The 18,022-nt window shown below is 57.9% G+C and carries 13 protein-coding genes; 9 read left to right on the forward strand and 4 right to left on the reverse strand.

Features of this window, described 5'->3' with window-relative positions:
• Positions 1 to 19: 19 nt before the first annotated feature.
• A complete protein-coding gene (locus PU624_RS08680) occupies positions 20 to 859 on the reverse strand; it encodes a MurR/RpiR family transcriptional regulator (RefSeq protein WP_283547292.1) in 840 nt (279 codons plus the stop codon).
• Between the two features lie 155 nt (positions 860 to 1,014).
• On the opposite strand from PU624_RS08680, the gene yfhb reads away from it, so the two are divergent.
• Together yfhb and tadA are read left to right on the forward strand one after the other, a co-directional pair.
• Complete coding sequence (yfhb, locus tag PU624_RS08685; RefSeq protein ID WP_283547293.1) at positions 1,015 to 1,653, forward strand: phosphatidylglycerophosphatase C; 639 nt, start codon at positions 1,015 to 1,017, stop codon at positions 1,651 to 1,653.
• A gap of 87 nt (positions 1,654 to 1,740) precedes the next feature.
• Positions 1,741 to 2,208 (forward strand): tRNA adenosine(34) deaminase TadA, encoded by a 468-nt coding sequence (gene tadA, locus PU624_RS08690; protein ID WP_283547957.1) that lies wholly within the window; start codon positions 1,741 to 1,743, stop codon positions 2,206 to 2,208.
• Here tadA and mltF read toward each other — a convergent pair.
• Positions 2,205 to 3,662: a membrane-bound lytic murein transglycosylase MltF gene (gene mltF, locus PU624_RS08695; RefSeq protein WP_283547294.1), complete on the reverse strand. Its 1,458-nt coding sequence runs from the start codon at positions 3,660 to 3,662 to the stop codon at positions 2,205 to 2,207. The genes tadA and mltF overlap by 4 nt on opposite strands.
• Before the next feature lie 266 nt (positions 3,663 to 3,928).
• Between mltF and purL the strand changes: the two genes are divergently transcribed.
• The 5 genes from purL (at position 3,929) to glnB (ending at position 12,352) form a co-directional block, all read left to right on the forward strand.
• On the forward strand, positions 3,929 to 7,816 hold the full coding sequence (gene purL / locus PU624_RS08700; protein WP_283547295.1) for a phosphoribosylformylglycinamidine synthase: 3,888 nt from the start codon (positions 3,929 to 3,931) through the stop codon (positions 7,814 to 7,816).
• 579 nt (positions 7,817 to 8,395) lie between these two features.
• Positions 8,396 to 9,823 carry a sensor histidine kinase gene (locus PU624_RS08705; RefSeq protein ID WP_283547296.1) on the forward strand — a complete coding sequence of 476 codons (1,428 nt, stop codon included), beginning with the start codon at positions 8,396 to 8,398 and terminating at the stop codon, positions 9,821 to 9,823.
• A 3-nt stretch (positions 9,824 to 9,826) separates the two neighbouring features.
• Positions 9,827 to 10,495 (forward strand): two-component system QseEF-associated lipoprotein QseG, encoded by a 669-nt coding sequence (gene qseG / locus PU624_RS08710; protein WP_283547297.1) that lies wholly within the window; start codon positions 9,827 to 9,829, stop codon positions 10,493 to 10,495.
• On the forward strand, positions 10,495 to 11,829 hold the full coding sequence (gene glrR / locus PU624_RS08715) for a two-component system response regulator GlrR (RefSeq protein ID WP_502921577.1): 1,335 nt from the start codon (positions 10,495 to 10,497) through the stop codon (positions 11,827 to 11,829). Before qseG ends, glrR begins: the two co-directional genes overlap by 1 nt.
• A 184-nt stretch (positions 11,830 to 12,013) precedes the next feature.
• Positions 12,014 to 12,352 (forward strand): nitrogen regulatory protein P-II, encoded by a 339-nt coding sequence (glnB, locus tag PU624_RS08720; protein ID WP_003848647.1) that lies wholly within the window; start codon positions 12,014 to 12,016, stop codon positions 12,350 to 12,352.
• 369 nt (positions 12,353 to 12,721) lie between these two features.
• Here glnB and hmpA read toward each other — a convergent pair whose 3' ends face one another.
• Positions 12,722 to 13,906 carry an NO-inducible flavohemoprotein gene (hmpA, locus tag PU624_RS08725; RefSeq protein ID WP_283547298.1) on the reverse strand — a complete coding sequence of 395 codons (1,185 nt, stop codon included), beginning with the start codon at positions 13,904 to 13,906 and terminating at the stop codon, positions 12,722 to 12,724.
• A gap of 326 nt (positions 13,907 to 14,232) precedes the next feature.
• Between hmpA and glyA the strand changes: the two genes are divergently transcribed.
• On the forward strand, positions 14,233 to 15,486 hold the full coding sequence (gene glyA / locus PU624_RS08730; protein WP_283547299.1) for a serine hydroxymethyltransferase: 1,254 nt from the start codon (positions 14,233 to 14,235) through the stop codon (positions 15,484 to 15,486).
• 128 nt (positions 15,487 to 15,614) lie between these two features.
• Positions 15,615 to 16,763, forward strand: coding sequence for a 3-phenylpropionate MFS transporter (locus tag PU624_RS08735; RefSeq protein WP_283547300.1), 1,149 nt, complete (start codon positions 15,615 to 15,617; stop codon positions 16,761 to 16,763).
• Here the strand turns inward: PU624_RS08735 and csiE are convergent.
• Positions 16,745 to 18,013 (reverse strand): stationary phase inducible protein CsiE, encoded by a 1,269-nt coding sequence (gene csiE, locus PU624_RS08740; protein ID WP_283547301.1) that lies wholly within the window; start codon positions 18,011 to 18,013, stop codon positions 16,745 to 16,747. The two genes, PU624_RS08735 and csiE, sit on opposite strands and share 19 nt — an antisense overlap.
• Positions 18,014 to 18,022: the final 9 nt, after the last annotated feature.

Genomic DNA, 18,022 nt, shown 5'->3' on the forward strand with positions numbered 1-18,022 from the left:
TTATACGCGCTGCCGCTGATCAGACCAGCTTTTTCACCAGCGCTTCGCTGTGACGAATGTGGCTCGACGCACGCTCCGGATCGTGTTGCACCAGCGCCATAAACAGCAGATCGGTCAGTGCCAGCTGTGCCGTCGTTGAGGAGATCGCCGCGCTGCGGGTACTCTGCTCTTCGGCTACCGTATAAAGACAGTAACTGGCGCTCTGCTGCAGCGTATTCGGCGTAAAGCCGGTAAACGCCACCACATCTGCGCCCACCTGTACCGCTTCCTGCGCCGCCAGATTGATCTCCCGCCGCTCCCCGGTGTAAGAGATGGCGAGCAGCACATCGCCTGGCCCCATCGCCTGCACGCTGGCCAGCAGGGCATGCATATCCTGTTCTGCCACCGCATTAATGCCGATCTTCATCAGCTTCCAGGAGAAATCTTTCGCCACCAGGCCTGATGCGCCGATGCCCACCAGTAAAATGCGCCGGGCATTTTTCAGCAGCTGTAACACGTCGTTGAGCTTCTCTTCGCTATTAATGTCCAGCGTGGCGCGGATCGCCGAGAGCTTTTCTGTCAGCAGCTTTTCGCCCACCATCTTAAGCGGGTCGTCACTGAGAATATGGTTATGCACGGTAATGGCATCCTTGTCCGCCAGTGACTCACTCAGGGCCAGCTTAAGCGCCGGAAATCCTTTGTATCCCAGCTTCTGAGCAAACTTCACCACGCTCGACTGGCTGACGCCAGACTCTTCCGCCAGTTTCTGTGAACTCAGATGACGCGCCCGATCGGGTTGCGACAGTAAAAAATCCGCCAGCCGACGCTCGTTCAATGCCAGACGTGGATAAAGCTGGCGAATGCGCAGCAATGAACTCATGCCCAATCCTCGTAATTCAGGGATAATCAGTGAAGAATAAACTATTCATCAGGCATTGTAGTCATCGGAATTAAAAATGACAGTCATCGCCGTACCGCCTGATGATGGCTACACTACTCTTTATCATCCCAGAATCAGCCGTAAAGGAGAGTTGTTTGACCAGGGGAACACAACGTCGCATCGTATTTTTTGACCTGGATGGCACTTTGCACCAGCAGGACATGTTCGGCACCTTTATGCGCTATCTGCTGCGTCGCCGGCCGCTGAATCTGCTGCTGGTGGTGCCACTCTTGCCAGTGGTCGGCATTGGCCTGCTGTTTAAAGGCCGGGCGGCACGCTGGCCCATGAGTCTGCTGCTCTGGTCCATCACCTTTGGCCGCTCTGAGCGGACACTGCTGCGCCTCGAAGCGGAGTTTGCGGAGTGGTTCCGCCTGCGCGTCAAAGCGTTTCCGGTGGTGCAGCAGCGCCTGACCGATTACCTCGGCAGTGATGACGCTGACGTGTGGTTGATCACCGGATCGCCACAGTCGCTGGTGGAGCAGGTCTATCATGACTCCGCCTTTCTGCCGCGCGTGAAGCTGATAGCCAGCCAGATGCAGCGCGGCTGGGGCGGACGGGTGCTGGCGATGCGCTGCCTCGGCCATGAGAAAGTCGCGCAGCTGGAAGAGAAAATCGGCACGCCATTACAGCTTTACAGCGGCTACAGCGACAGCAAACAGGACAACCCGCTGCTGTTCTTCTGTCAGCATCGCTGGCGCGTGACCCCGGCGGGTGAGCTGCAACAGCTGGAATAAGTTTTTAAAGGCTCGGTGAGACCGCTATAATGCGCCGCTTTTCAGTCGCCCGGAGTGGTCAGCGTGAAACAACAAGATGAATACTGGATGCGCCATGCGCTTGGCCTGGCGCGCCGGGCCTGGGAGCAGGGCGAAGTGCCGGTGGGTGCGGTGCTGGTTCAGAACGACCGGGTGATTGGCGAAGGCTGGAACCGGCCCATCGGCCAGCACGATCCGACGGCGCATGCCGAGATCATGGCCCTGCGCCAGGGCGGTAAAGTGCTGGAAAATTATCGCCTGCTGGATACCACGCTTTATGTGACGCTGGAGCCGTGCGTGATGTGCGCCGGAGCTATGGTGCACAGCCGCATCACGCGACTGGTCTATGGTGCGCACGACATCAAAAGTGGGGCGGCGGGATCGCTGCTGGATGTGCTGGGCCATCCCGGCATGAATCATCAGGTTGAACTGCATAGCGGCGTGCTGGCTGAAGAGTGTGCCGCCATGCTGAGCGACTTCTTCCGTATGCGTCGCGAGCAGAAAAAAGCGCTGCGTCAGGCGCAGCGCCAGAGTTAGTTCATCGCAATCTTCGGCTCAACGGCCGGATAGCCCTTCGCCAGTTCGGCCTGGGCTTCCGCCTGCTGCGTCAGACGCTTCTCCTGCTCCTGCAGATAGCCCACCAGGCTTATCTGATACTTGCGGATATTCTCCACGTAGTTATAGGCTTCATGCCCACGAGCGTAGCCATACGTCGTCTGGGTGTAGTAACGCTTCTGACTCAGCATCGGCAGACGCAGCTTCACATCCGCCCAGCTGTCTGGGTCACCGCCCTGGCGCGCCGTCAGCTTGCGGACGTCGAGCATATGGGCATAACCCATGTTATACGCCGCCAGCGCAAACCAGATGCGCTCATCTTCCGGGATGCTCTGCGGCACCTTCGCCATCATATCCTGCAGATACTGACTGCCGCCGCGAATGCTCTGTTCGGGATCGGTCCGGTCACCCACATCCAGACTCTCAGCTGTGTTACGCGTCAGCATCATCATGCCGCGCACGCCAGTAGGGGAGGTGGCCTGCGGATTCCAGTGCGACTCCTGATAGGAGATCGCGGCCAGCAGTCGCCAGTCAATGCTGGTGGCGTACTTCTCAAACAGCGGCTTGATGTCAGGCAGCGTGCTGTCGATGGCGCGCAGGAAAGTGCGGGTATCGACATAATCAAAGGTGCCGACGTGGCCGAGATATTTCTCCTCCAGCCGCGCCATCGCGCCTTCTTCACCCATCCCATTAAAGAAGTCGAGCATCGCCGCATTCAGGCTGTCATCATCGCTGTGGCGCACATACCAGGTCACCGGCTCTTCATCGGTGACGTCGAACGCGACCGCCAGCTGTGGATAGACGCGCTGCAACAGGGCGATGGTGACGGAGTCGCCAATGGTGTAATCGAGCTTACCGTCGGCTACCGCTTCCAGCAGGGCTTTCGGACTCTGATCGGTGGAGATCGCCCAGTCCAGATCGGGAAACTGACTGGAACGCGCGCTCTTCAGCGTTGAGAGGTAAGCCGATCCCGACGCAACCGTCAGCCGCCCCTTTAAGTCACCGAGGTTTTTAGGGCGCGGTTTATCCACGCGATAGACCAGCTGCTGCGAAACATTGTAGTAACCTGGCCCGGTCTGATAGCGCGTCAGGCGTTCATTGTTGTAGTTCAGGCCAGCGGCCAGCAAATCGGCTTTGCCATCGTCAAGGTCATCAAACAGATCGCTCAGGTTAGGACGCACCGTCACCTTCAGTTTGACGCCCAGATAATCGGCGAAGCGTTTTGCCAGCTCATAATCCATCCCGGCCGGTAACTGGTTCACTGTGTAGTAAGTCAATGGGGAGTTGATGGTACTGACACGCAGCACTCCCCGCGATTTGATCTGTGAAATCTGGTCCTGCCCACCCCCATACCAGGGAATGGATGGCCACAGCGCTAACGCTAACAGCACGGCAACCAGACCGATAAACAGATAATTAAATTTTAGGCGTTTCAAATAGTTATCTCTCGCTGGCTCTAAGGCCTCTGTCTTTTAAAGGCAGTATTTATCTTCTTTGAACTCCCAGAGCGAGGGGCATTTTGCGCAACTAAATCACGCTGAGCAACTTTTATAGCAGCTTTTGCGCAAATTTCAGGCAAATCCGGGTCGCCAAAAATTGTGCGCAAACGGTTTCGTCGCGAGGTCGCTTTCTCTATAATACGCCCCGTTTTCCCTGTTGCGCCCAATTTGCGTCGCCCGGCGCCCTGACGAGAGACTTATTAATGGAAATTCTGCGTGGTTCGCCCGCCCTGTCGGCATTTCGTGTAAACAAACTGCTGACCCGCTTTCAGGACGCTCATCTGCCGGTGAGTGATATTTACGCTGAGTACATCCATTTTGCTGATGTCAGCGCGCCCTTAAGCGCTGACGAACAGAGCCGTCTGCAACGCCTGCTGAAATATGGTCCCTCTCTCGCTGAACATGCCCCACAGGGTCGTCTGCTGCTGGTGACGCCACGTCCCGGCACTATTTCGCCCTGGTCATCCAAAGCCACCGACATTGCCCACAACTGCGGTTTGCCGCAGGTGCGTCGTCTGGAACGCGGTCTGGCCTTCTATGTCCAGGCTCCCCAGCTGACCGAAGCCCAGTGGCAAACGCTGGGCACATTGCTGCACGATCGCATGATGGAAACGGTCTACAGCGATCTGGCGCAGGCTGAGCAGCTGTTCGCGCACTACACGCCGCAGCCGGTGAAAAGTGTCGATCTGCTGGGTGAGGGCCGTCAGGCGCTGGTTCAGGCGAATATCTCCCTGGGTCTGGCGCTGGCAGACGATGAAATTGACTACCTGGTGGCGGCGTTTACCGCACTGGGTCGTAACCCTAACGACATTGAGCTCTATATGTTTGCGCAGGCGAACTCTGAGCACTGTCGCCACAAGATTTTCAACGCCGACTGGATTATCGACGGCGAGAAACAGCCGAAATCGCTGTTTAAGATGATCAAAAACACCATGGAGCAGACGCCGGACTACGTGCTCTCTGCTTATAAAGACAACGCCGCCGTCATGGAAGGGTCAGAGGTGGGTCGCTTCTTTGCTGACGCCGGAGAGAGCGAATACCGCTGGCATCAGGAAGCGGCGCACATCCTGATGAAGGTGGAAACCCACAACCACCCAACAGCGATCTCGCCGTGGCCAGGTGCCGCGACCGGTTCCGGTGGTGAAATCCGTGATGAAGGCGCAACCGGACGCGGCTCCAAGCCTAAAGCGGGCCTGGTTGGATTCTCGGTTTCGAACCTGCGTATCCCGGGCTTTGAACAGCCGTGGGAAGAGGACTTCGGCAAACCGGCCCGCATCGTCAGCGCGCTGGAGATCATGACCGACGGACCGCTGGGCGGCGCCGCGTTTAACAATGAATTTGGTCGTCCGGCACTGAATGGCTACTTCCGTACCTATGAAGAGCAGGTCACCAGCCACAACGGCACCGAGCTGCGCGGCTACCACAAGCCAATCATGCTGGCGGGCGGCATCGGTAACATCCGTGCCGACCACGTGCAGAAAGGCGAAATCACCGTCGGCGCTAAACTGGTGGTGCTGGGCGGTCCGGCCATGAACATCGGCCTGGGCGGCGGCGCGGCCTCATCCATGGCGTCGGGTCAGTCGGATGCTGATCTCGACTTCGCCTCGGTACAGCGTGATAACCCGGAAATGGAACGCCGTTGCCAGGAAGTGATCGACCGCTGCTGGCAGCTGGGCGATGAGAACCCGATCCTGTTTATCCACGACGTGGGCGCAGGGGGGCTCTCCAATGCCATGCCGGAGCTGGTCAGCGATGGCGGCCGTGGCGGCCGGTTTAACCTGCGTGACATCCTGAGTGATGAACCCGGCATGAGTCCGCTGGAAGTCTGGTGTAACGAATCACAGGAACGTTATGTGATGGCCGTGGCACCTGACCAGCTGGCGCAGTTCGAGGCGATTTGCCAGCGCGAACGTGCACCGTTTGCGGTGATTGGTGAAGCGACAGAAGAGCTGCACCTGAGCCTGGAAGACAGCCATTTTGACAATAAGCCGATCGACATGCCGCTTGATGTCCTGCTGGGCAAAACGCCGAAGATGACGCGGGATGTGGTGACGCAGCAGGCGCAGGGCACGGCCCTCCAGCGCGACGGCATTACGCTGGTCGACGCGGTGAATCGCGTACTGCATCTGCCTGCCGTGGCGGAAAAAACCTTCCTGATCACCATCGGTGACCGCAGCGTGACCGGCATGGTCGCGCGCGACCAGATGGTAGGACCGTGGCAGATCCCGGTTGCCAACTGTGCGGTGACCACCGCCAGCCTCGACAGCTATCACGGTGAAGCTTTTGCCCTGGGCGAACGTTCACCGGTTGCGCTGCTGGACTTCGCCGCGTCGGGCCGTCTGGCTGTCGGTGAAGCACTGACTAACCTGGCGGCAACGCAGATTGGTTCGCTGAAGCGCGTGAAACTCTCGGCAAACTGGATGTCTGCAGCCGGTCATCCGGGTGAAGATGCCGGTTTATATGCGGCGGTGAAAGCGGTCGGCGAAGAGCTGTGTCCGGCGCTGGGGATCACCATCCCGGTCGGCAAAGATTCGATGTCGATGAAAACCCGCTGGCAGGAAGGCACCGAGCAGCGTGAGATGACCTCACCGCTGTCGCTGGTGATTACCGCCTTTGCCCGCGTCGAAGATGTTCGTCGCACCGTGACGCCACAGCTGCAGGCCGAGCAGGACAACCTGCTGCTGCTGATCGATCTGGGCAACGGCGCGAATACGCTGGGCGCAACCGCGCTGTCGCAGGTCTATCGTCAGCTCGGTGACAAACCTGCCGACGTGCGTGATGCCACACAGCTGGCTGGCTTCTTCAATGCGATTCAGGCGCTGGTGGCTGAGCAGAAACTGCTGGCTTACCACGATCGTTCCGATGGCGGTCTGCTGGTGACGCTGGCCGAGATGGCCTTTGCCGGTCACTGCGGCATCGACGTTGACATCGCCTCGCTGGGTAACGATGCGCTGGGCGCCCTGTTTACCGAAGAGCTGGGCGCGGTGATTCAGATCAACGCCGCCGATCGCGGCGCGGTTGAGCAGATCCTGGCGGATCACGGCCTGGCCGCCGCCACGCATCTGCTGGGCAGTGCGCAACCGGGCGATCGCTTTGTGATCCGTTCCGGTGACAGCGCGGTTTACAGTGAAAGCCGTAACACGCTGCGCACCTGGTGGGCAGAAACCACCTGGCAGATGCAGCGCCTGCGTGATAACCCGGCGTGTGCCGATCAGGAGCATGAAGCGAAGAAGAACGACAGCGATCCTGGCCTGAACGTGAATCTGACCTTTAATCCACAGGAAGATGTGGCGGCGCCAATGATCGCTACCGGCGCGCGTCCGCGCGTCGCCGTGCTGCGTGAGCAGGGCGTCAACTCCCATGTGGAGATGGCCGCCGCCTTTGATCGGGCTGGTTTTACCGCCATTGACGTTCACATGAGCGATCTGCTGGCCGGTCGTCGCGGTCTGGAAGAGTTCCAGGCGCTGGTGGCCTGTGGCGGCTTCTCTTATGGTGATGTGCTGGGGGCCGGTGAGGGCTGGGCGAAGTCGATTCTGTTCAACCCACGCGTGCGTGACGAGTTCGAAACCTTCTTCCACCGTCCGCAGACCCTGGCGCTGGGCGTCTGCAACGGTTGCCAGATGATGTCGAATCTGCGTGAACTGATCCCAGGCAGCGATCTCTGGCCGCGCTTTGTGCGTAACCAGTCTGAGCGCTTTGAAGCACGTTTCAGCCTGGTCGAAGTGGCCGCCAGTCCATCACTGCTGCTGGACGGTATGGCCGGTTCGCATATGCCTATCGCGGTTTCGCACGGTGAAGGCTTTGTTGAAGTGCGTGATGCGACGCATCTGGCGGCGCTGGAGTCGAAAGGTCTGGTGGCACTGCGCTTCGTCGATAACTTCGGCAAGGTGACAGAAACCTATCCGGCCAACCCGAATGGTTCTCCGAACGGCATTACCGCCGTGACCAACGAAAGTGGTCGCGTCACCATCATGATGCCGCATCCGGAGCGTGTGTTCCGCACCGTCAGCAACTCCTGGCATCCGGCAGAGTGGGGCGAAGACAGCCCGTGGATGCGTATTTTCCGCAATGCGCGCAGACAGCTGGGTTAATTTAATCCGCTGAAATGAACAGGAGGCCAGTGTGCCTCCTGTTCTTTTTTACGCCGCTGTTGGGAAATGACGACAATAGGGATATCGCGCTGTCTCTGTATGGCGACATCTATCCCGTTGATTTTTAAATGCGCGTGCATCGGGCGTGAATTGCTGTCGCCGTGCGGAGACAGTTTGTCCCTGTTTACATCGGAATTTTCGCAAGAGTGATCGGGCAGGCTGATTCAATCTGCTGAAAAATATAATGATTTATTTCCTGGCATGGAACTTGCTATACTCCTGCAGCTGCTCACTCACCTGTTTATGATTGCCCCGCTTAGCGGAAAAGAGCTCATAAAGCCCGAATGACGCACCAAACGGAGCCTGCCGTCCACCTGACCGATAATCGCTTGCGTTATCAAACACCGGACGTAACGTTGAGTAAGGCTCCACCCATTCTTACGCGATGCATGACGCGTCGTGCCAGCGGCAGGCCATTGAGCCTGCCGTTTTCTTTTGTTCCCTTTCTTCTGCCGACACCTTTCTTCCGCTGAAATAGTCCGCTAGCATCCAGACAGCAAATCTTAAGGAAGCGGCTGCGTGAAAAAATGGCGTTTATTTCCCCGTTCTCTGCGTCAGCTGGTGCTGATGGCGTTTGTACTGGTGCTGCTGCCCTTGCTGGTGCTGGCCTGGCAGGCGTGGGAGAGTCTCTCTGCATTAAGCGAACAGGCCGCGGACACTAACCGCAATACCTTCACCGACGTGCGCAGAAGTGAGGCGATGGCGCGAACGGCGGTTGAGCTGGAGCGCAGCTATCGCCAGTACTGCGTGCTGGATGATGCCTCGCTGGCGCGCCTCTATCAGACTCAGCACACCCGCTACAGTCAGATGCTGAGCTCACACAGCGCCAGCCTGCCCGAACTGCCCGCCTTCCAGACCTTACAGGCGACGCTGCCGCTGCTGACGCCCCTGAAATGCGATAACGGCAACCCGGTTCCGGCTGCCGCAGAGGCGCTGGATCGTTTTTCTGCCACAAACGCACAGATGGTGCAGGACACGCGCGAAGTGGTCTTTTCGCGCGGCTTACAGCTGCAACGTGAGATTGCCGATCGCGGCCAGTTTTTTGGCTGGCAGGCGCTGATTCTGTTTATCATCAGTCTGGCGCTGATGACGCTGTTTACCGGCATGATTATCGGCCCGGTCAAGCGCATCGAGCGGATGATCAACCGGCTTGGCGAAGGGCGGGAACTGGGTAACAGCGTGATCTTTCGCGGCCCGCGCGAGTTACGCTCGCTGGGACAGCGCATCGTCTGGCTCAGCGAACGGCTTGCCTGGCTGGAATCACAGCGTCATGAATTTCTGCGCCATCTCTCTCACGAACTGAAAACGCCGCTGGCCAGCCTGCGTGAAGGCACCGAACTGCTGGCGGACGAAGTCGCCGGATCGCTGAATGCCGATCAAAAAGAGGTGGTGACGATCCTTGACGGCAGCAGTCGTCATCTGCAGCGGCTGATTGAACAGCTGCTCGATTACAACCGTAAACTGGCGGATGGCCCGATTGAGCTCAAGCCGGTCAGCGTAGCGGAGATCGTGGAGGGCGTGGTGAATGCACATGCGCTGTCGGCGCGTGCCAAACTGATGCAGACGGTGGTCAGTCTTGAGGTCAGCCACTGCCTTGCCGAACCGACGTTACTGATGCGGGTCATCGATAACCTCTATTCGAACGCCGTGAACTACGGCAGCGAATCCGGTACCATCTGGCTTCGCAGTCAGCAGCAGGGCGATCGGATCTGGATTGAGGTCGCGAATAGCGGCACGCCGATTCCGCCGGAAGAGCAGGCAATGATTTTCGAACCGTTCTTCCAGGGCAGCCAGCAGCGTAAAGGGCCGGTAAAAGGCAGCGGGCTGGGACTGAGTATTGCCAAAGATTGCCTGCGCCGGATGCACGGCGACCTGACGCTGGTCCCCTGCGAGCAGGCTGACGTCTGTTTTCGAATTGAACTGAACACCACAGCCGGGAAAGTCTGACCGATGAAATATTTACCCGCTTTGCTGTTGAGCACGCTCACTACGCTGCTCCTCAGCGGATGTACGACCTCCCCGGCCACCTCCTCTTTGCCGTCAGGCCATCAGGTGGCGGAACCCGAGGTCAGAATTGCTGATTATCTGGCGACACCCTGTAGTGACCTGTGGACGATGGAGAACAGTGCGGCGCTGGGGAATACCCTTTACTGGATGCGGGCGATCGACTGTGCTGAACGTCTTTCACCCGCCGGGGCCCGTGCCGAAGCCCATCGCTGGCCGGCAGAGAACTGGTCGCGCGCCTTTAAACAGGGCGTGCTGATGTCCAACGGCAACGTGACGCCGGTGGAGCGTCGTCGCTATGTGGAAACCCTGGATCGCTACAGCAGCGATTTCCCGCAGTCTGTGCGCCCGCTGATTCAGCTGTGGCGCAGCAATCAGACTGCGCAGCTTGACCTCAGTGAAGCGCGCACCCGTTATGTTCATCTGCAGCAGAGCAGCGATACGCAGCTGGAGGCGATGCGCCTGCAGATGGTGAAACAGCAGCAACAGCTCAGCGATACGCAGCATAAGCTGGAGCGGCTGACTGACATCGAGCGCCAGCTTTCATCACGCAAAGCCCCGGATGTGTCCGACAGCAGTCATGGCACGGCGCTGCCGCAGGATGAGGAGCAATAATGGTGAGACAAGCGGCAAAATTGCTGCTGGTGGATGACGATCCCAGCCTGCTGAAGCTGCTGGGCATGCGCCTTCGCAGCGAAGGGTATCAGGTCACCACGGCAGGCAGCGGACCTGAAGCGTTGCGTCTGCTGCAGAAAGAGAAGATCGAGCTGGTGATCAGCGATCTTCGGATGGATGAGATGGATGGTCTGGCGCTGTTTGGCGAGATCCAGAAGCGCCATACCAACTTGCCGGTGATTATCCTGACGGCGCATGGCTCCATCCCGGACGCCGTTTCCGCCACGCAGCAGGGCGTCTTCAGCTTCCTGACCAAGCCGGTGGATAAAGATGCGCTTTATAAAGCCATCGATGAGGCGCTGGCACAGCAGGCGCCGGTCAGTGATGACCGCTGGCGTGAGGCGATTGTTACCCGCAGCCCGCTGATGTTACGGCTGCTGGAGCAGGCGCACATGGTGGCGCAGTCTGACGTCAGCGTGCTGATTAACGGTCAGAGCGGCACCGGTAAGGAGATGCTGGCGCAGGCGATTCACGCAGCCAGTCCGCGTAACGGCAAACCTTTTGTCGCCATTAACTGTGGCGCACTGCCGGAGCAGCTGCTGGAGTCAGAGCTGTTCGGCCATGCCAAAGGGGCGTTCACCGGTGCGGTCAGTGCCCGTGACGGTCTGTTTAAGACCGCTGGCGGCGGCACGCTGTTCCTGGATGAGATTGGCGATATGCCGCAACCGCTGCAGGTTAAGTTACTGCGGGTGCTGCAGGAGCGTAAGGTCAGGCCGCTGGGCAGCGATCATGATATTGAGATCGACGTGCGGATCATTTCCGCCACCCATCGCGATCTGCCCAAAGCGATGGAGAAAAAGGAATTTCGCGAGGATCTCTTCTATCGTCTGAATGTGGTGAATCTGAAGATTCCGGCACTGCATCAGCGCACCGAAGATATCCCGCTGCTGGCGAATCATCTGTTACGGCAGGCGGCGGAACGGCATAAGCCGCAGATTCGCAGTTTTTCGGTCGATGCGATGAAGCGTCTGATGGCCGCCAGCTGGCCGGGCAACGTGCGTCAGCTGGTTAACGTGATTGAGCAGTGTGTCGCGCTGAGTTCATCGCCGGTGATCAGTGATGCGCTGGTGGAGCAGGCGTTAAGCGGCGAAAACAGCGCGTTGCCGACCTTTGCGGAGGCGCGCAATCAGTTTGAGCTGAACTATCTGCGTAAGCTGCTGCAGATGACTAAAGGCAATGTGACCAACGCCGCACGTCTGGCTGGGCGCAACCGCACGGAGTTCTATAAGCTGTTGTCTCGTCATGAACTGGACGCCAGTGATTTCAAAGAGTAGCGGAGGCTGCGAAGTGATACCGGCAGGTTGCCTGCTCAGGCCCGAATCAGACAGGGTGCGGTCAGCATGATGTGACAGCGCTTGCGGCAGCCTGAAGAATCCCGGATATTACCGCCCGACAGCGCCAGCAACATTTATACTTGATAAACCCTCTGACCATGGAGGGAGTGAAAAAGGGTCTGACATGAAAAAGATTGATGCGATTATCAAACCATTCAAACTCGATGATGTCCGTGAAGCTCTGGCGGAAGTCGGCATCACCGGGATGACCGTGAGTGAAGTGAAGGGCTTTGGTCGCCAGAAAGGGCACACCGAGCTGTACCGCGGCGCAGAGTATATGGTCGATTTTTTACCTAAAGTGAAAATCGAGATGGTGGTGGGCGACGATATCGTTGATACCTGCGTTGAGACCATTATGCGCACCGCGCAGACCGGCAAAATCGGTGACGGTAAGATCTTCGTCTTCGACGTGGCGCGCGTAGTGCGTATCCGTACTGGCGAAGAGGATGAAGAGGCGATCTGATCGTCTTTTTATCCGCTCTTTATGAGCATAAAGAAGCCCGCGCTGCGGGCTTTTTTTATGCCTGGTGGTCGGATATTTTCAGCGGTGAAATCGAGCTAGCTAAGGGAACACGGTCAGATCGGAAAGGCGCAAAACCCGCCGTCCATGGCACGCTCGGCCCGCGCGATTACGCACCTCATCCCTGAGGTGCGCCCGTAAACGGGCCAACGCTTTGCGTTGTTCAAAAACGCTCCCGGCGTTTTTGTCCATGTCGCGGGACGCTTTCCTCTTCTGCCCATGTTCCCTTCGCTTTTAGCTTATGCGTAGCTGCCGGTTCACATCGGAGTGCCGGTTATCTAAGCCTGTAGCGCGGGCTATTTTATCGCTCAATCACATGCCTTTATGCGGGCCAAACAGTTCGTAATGAATGCGTGCATCTGCCACACCGGCATCACGCAGCTGCGACACCACATGCTGCATAAAGGGCAGCGGGCCGCAGAGGCAGAAGTGAGTGTCGGGTGAGGCGAGACGTGCGTAGATCGCGCTGATATCCATCAGACCCCGCGCGTCATAGTGACCGGCATCTTCAACGGCGGGTTCGCGATACCAGACATGACTGACGAAATCGGCGAGCTGTGCGCCAGTGGCACGAACTTCCTCGTCAAACGCGTGCTGTTTGCCGTTCTCTGTGGCGTGCAGCCAGCTGACCGGCGCGCGGTGCTGACGGGCCGCCAGCGCATGCAGCATCGCCAGCATCGGCGTCTGACCTACGCCTGCGGAGATAAGCGCTACCGGTGTGCCAGGATCGACCTCCAGGAAGAAGTCGCCGTGCGGCGCGGCAAGCATCAGCTCATCACCCACTTTGCCATTCTGATGCAGCCAGCCGGAGACGGTGCCCTGCGCTTCACGTTTGACCGCAATCCGGTACGCTTTGCCGTTGCTCAGATGAGTCAGCGAATACTGACGAATCTGGTGATGTTCGAAGCTGGCAGGCTGAAGGTGTACTGTCAGATACTGACCGGGCTTAAAGGCGGCGACCGGGCCGCCATCCACGGGACTGAAGGTAAAGCTTTTAATCACCTCGCTCTGCTGCTCAATTGCGCTGATACGAAACGCACGGGTGCCACGCCAGCCGCCGGTTTGCTGTTCGGTCTCCTGATAAATTTCCTCTTCGCGATTGATGAAGACATTTGCCAGGACGCCATAGGCCCGGCCCCAGGCAGCCAGTGCCTCTTCGCCCGGATTCAGCAGTTCTTTGATTGTTGCCAGCAGATTTTCACCCACGATGGCGTACTGCGCAGGCTGAATATTCAGGCTGGTATGTTTCTGCGCAATCTTTTCCACCGCAGGCAGCAGCACGGCCAGATTCTCCAGATTCGCGCCGTAAGCGCAGATGGCATTAAACAGAGCTTCGCGCTGATCGCCGTTGCGCTGGTTATTCATGTTGAAGACGTTTTTCAGTTCCGGATGCTGCGACAGCATGCGGTCATAAAAGTGGGCGGTCAGCTTTGGACCGCAGGCGGCGAGGGCAGGCAGGGTCGATTTAACGGTGGCGATAGTGTGTGCATCAAGCATATCAGTGGCCTCTTTATAAACATGTATTTTAAATGCATCTTATAGCCGCTTCGCCTGTGGTGTAAATAACCCGGTAAACTTTCTGGTTGTCCAGGTGGCAAGTTTCAGGTGCATGATCACAAGCCGCCGTCACATCCTGGAGAAAAAATGGGGCGCCTGAACAGGGGAAAAAGGTGTAAAAAAGCGCTGCCAGTAGCCAGCCAATCGTTTGCGTAAAAAGAGGCGGTTCACCCTACCTTCACCTGTTAAAACGGTTTACACTGTGGGCCTTCGCCCCTGAAGGGGGGTAAATACCGTCAGAAAGTTAGCTGAGTCAGGAGATCCGGATGTTAAAGCGTGATATGAACATTGCCGATTACGATGCCGAGTTGTGGCAGGCGATGGAGCAGGAGACAGTGCGTCAGGAAGAGCACATTGAACTGATTGCTTCTGAAAACTACACCAGCCCGCGTGTTATGCAGGCACAGGGTTCTCAGCTCACCAATAAATACGCTGAAGGTTATCCGGGCAAACGCTACTACGGCGGCTGTGAGTACGTTGATATCGTTGAGCAACTGGCCATTGACCGTGCAAAAGCGCTGTTTGGTGCCGATTACGCTAACGTGCAGCCGCACTCAGGTTCACAGGCTAACTTCGCGGTATACACGGCGCTGCTGCAGCCGGGCGATACCATCCTCGGCATGAACCTGGCGCACGGTGGACACCTGACTCACGGCTCACCGGTTAACCTGTCGGGCAAACTCTATAATGTGGTTGCTTACGGTATCGATGAGACCGGCAAAATCGACTACGATGAACTGGCTGAACTGGCGAAAACCCACAAGCCAAAAATGATCGTTGGCGGATTCTCAGCGTATTCCGGCGTCTGCGACTGGGCGAAAATGCGCGAAATCGCGGATAGCGTGGGTGCATGGCTGTTTGTGGATATGGCGCACGTTGCTGGCCTGGTTGCCGCAGACGTCTATCCAAGTCCGATCCCGCATGCGCACATCGTGACATCGACCACCCACAAAACGCTGGCGGGTCCGCGTGGTGGTATCATTCTGGCGAAAAACGGCGACGAAGATTTCTACAAGAAGCTGAACTCTGCTGTCTTCCCTGGCGGTCAGGGCGGTCCTCTGATGCACGTTATCGCCGGTAAAGCGGTTGCCTTTAAAGAGGCGATGGAGCCGGAATTCAAAACCTACCAGCAGCAGGTGGCAAAAAACGCCAAAGCGATGGTTGAGGTGCTGATTGAGCGTGGCTATGACATCGTTTCTGGCGGCACCCATAACCATCTGTTCCTGATCGATCTGGTGAGCAAAAACCTGACCGGTAAAGAAGCGGATGCGGCGCTGGGCCGTGCCAACATCACCGTTAACAAGAACAGCGTGCCAAACGATCCGAAAAGCCCCTTTGTGACGTCCGGTATCCGTATCGGTACGCCATCCGTTACCCGTCGTGGCTTTAACGAAGCGGACGTGCGCGAGCTGGCTGGCTGGATCGCCGATGTGCTGGATAACGTCAATGACGAAGCGACCATTGAGCGCACCAAGAAGAAAGTGCTGGATATCTGCAGCCGTCTGCCGGTCTACGCTTAATCGTTAACCTGTTGTGAGGCAGCATAAAAAGGATGGCATCTGCCATCCTTTTTTATTGCCTGTCCCGCAGGGCTCTGCCAGAGTAGCGCCCACTTATGCTGCCAGGCAGCAAACCTGCTGGAGGGAATATGGCAATCGGCTCCGCCAGATGGCTCGGATTGGGCTACTTCACTTACTTCTTCTGTTACGGCATCTATCTGCCATTCTGGGGCGTGTGGCTGAAAGGCACCGGCCTGGATGCTGAAAAGATTGGCCTCCTGCTCGGCTGTGGCATGGTGGCGCGCTTTGTCGGCAGTCTGCTTATCGCTTCTCAGGTCAAAAATCCTTCAAAATTAATTACGGCGCTGCGTCTGCTGGCGCTGATGACCTGCCTGTTCGCCGCCGGTTTCTGGGTGGGTGAGCAGTGGATGTGGCTGCTGACGGTGATGATCGGCTTTAACCTCTTTTTCTCGCCGCTGGTCCCGCTCAGCGATGCGCTGGCCGCTACCTGGACCCGGCAGATTGGGCTGGCCTACGGACCGGTCAGGCTGTGGGGATCGCTGGCTTTTGTCATCAGCTCGGCGTTAACCGGCGTGCTGGTCAGTGCTTACTCCTCTAATGCCATTCTGCTGCTGCTCTCCGTCGGTGTGATTTCTATGCTGGCGGGCATGATGCTGACACCCGTTACTCAGCCGCAGGGCAATGAGCGGCAGGGCGCGGCGGGCGGCGGCTGGCAGGTGTGGCGTGCGTTGCTGCGTGAGAATGCAGTCTGGCGATTCATGCTCTGCGTGACGCTGCTGCAGGGCGCGCATGCCGCCTATTACGGCTTCAGTGCTATCTGGTGGCAGGAGAGCGGCTATTCCGCCTCGACGGTGGGTTATCTCTGGTCGCTGGGCGTGGTGGCGGAGATTGTGGTGTTTGCCCTGAGCAACCGGCTGTTCCGCCGCTGGAGCGCGCGCGATCTGCTGCTGCTTTCGGGCATCTGCGCGCTGATCCGCTGGAGTCTGATGGGAGCCACGACCGCGCTGCCGCTGCTGATTGTGGCGCAAATCCTTCACTGTGGCAGCTTCACCGTCTGTCATCTGGCGGCGATGCGCTTTATCGCGGCGCGTCAGGGCGCAGAAGTGATCCGCCTGCAGTCGCTCTATTCCGCGCTGGCGATGGGCGGGGGTATAGCGGTGATGACGATGATCTGCGGCGTGCTGTTTACCCATCTGCAGGGACATCTGTTCTGGGTAATGGCGCTGGTGGCGCTGCCCGCGCTGTTCCTGCGTCCGGGCTACGACTCCAGTAAATAACGAATGCGCTGCTGATGGTGTAACGTCAGCGGCAGTTCGGCATGCACCAGCGGCGGAGAGAACAAGGGCAGCGAAGTCGGGTAGGGCGAGATGATGATATCGACATCCCGCGGCGCGCCATCCCGCTGAAACTGTTTTATGTCCTGATAGGTAATATTGACAGGCAGAAGGGTGATCTCCCGGATCTGCTGCTCCACATCCTGCTCCAGATCGGCGTCGTCGCCGGTCAGGATCAGCACCTGCTTTTCCTGCAGCGCACTCTCCTGCATCAGCCAGGCACCAAAAATAATAGTGACTAAGCTCACCTCTTCCGGCGTAAAAGTGATGTTGTAATGCTGCTCAAAAGCCTGCAGAGCCTCATGCGTCGTGCGCAGCAGGCGAGGATAGAGGCGGCTGACATCCAGTGCCACGCTATTGTCGATACCGATATTGAAGTGAGTGCGATCCAGCGCCTGCGCCAGATGAGGATAGAGCTGGTTTAGCAGTTCGTCGCGGTCCGCGAAGGTAATCCCGGCACAGGCTTCAAAGTCATTGATCAGCTGCTGAGTGGCGTTCATTAACTGCTGCTCAGCAGGATGGGCAATGGCGTCAACGACGGGCGTATGGATCTGGCTGAACAGCAGCGTCCAGAAGTCGGCTTCGCTGACGGGCGGGGCAATGTGGCAGCGTTTGCGCCAGTGGTAAATCACATCCTCGGCGGCCTGCCGCTCAGGCTTCTGCTGCAGCCACAGGCACTGCGCCTCACTGAACAGCACCGGCTGACGCTGGCACAACCCGTACTTCATGAATATCTGCAGAAACAGCCGGTCGCGTTCGCTGAAGTCGCGCTTCAGACGCAGGCTGCAGTGCTGAATCAGTGCCTGTAAATTGGTCTCATCCCACAGCGCCTTTTCAATCTTCATCACCTTCAGGCGCTGACGCAGAGGAGCGGCAAAATGCGCGCAGACGAACGCCTGCGACAGACGCAGACTGCGTCGCAGGTTGTGCAACAGACAGAGGCGCCGATCCAACTCTGTTCCATGAAGACGAAAGCTGCCATCCACCATCTGATGCAGTTCCAGCTGGTGATATCGCTGTATCTCAAGGCCCACATCCGCGATATCCTGTCGGGCAACGGCAGGATCGACGCCATTCAGCTGGCAGACTTTTTCAAGCGTAAGCAAAGGTGTCGGCAGAAACAGCAGCAATAAAAGATGGCACTGACGCTGTGAACGGGAGAAGAGTGGTGCCAAAGGGGTAGCAGAACTCATCAATCAGAT

Origin of the sequence: Pantoea sp. Lij88, from assembly GCF_030062155.1 — a bacterium.
In the GTDB taxonomy this organism is placed as follows: domain Bacteria; phylum Pseudomonadota; class Gammaproteobacteria; order Enterobacterales; family Enterobacteriaceae; genus Pantoea.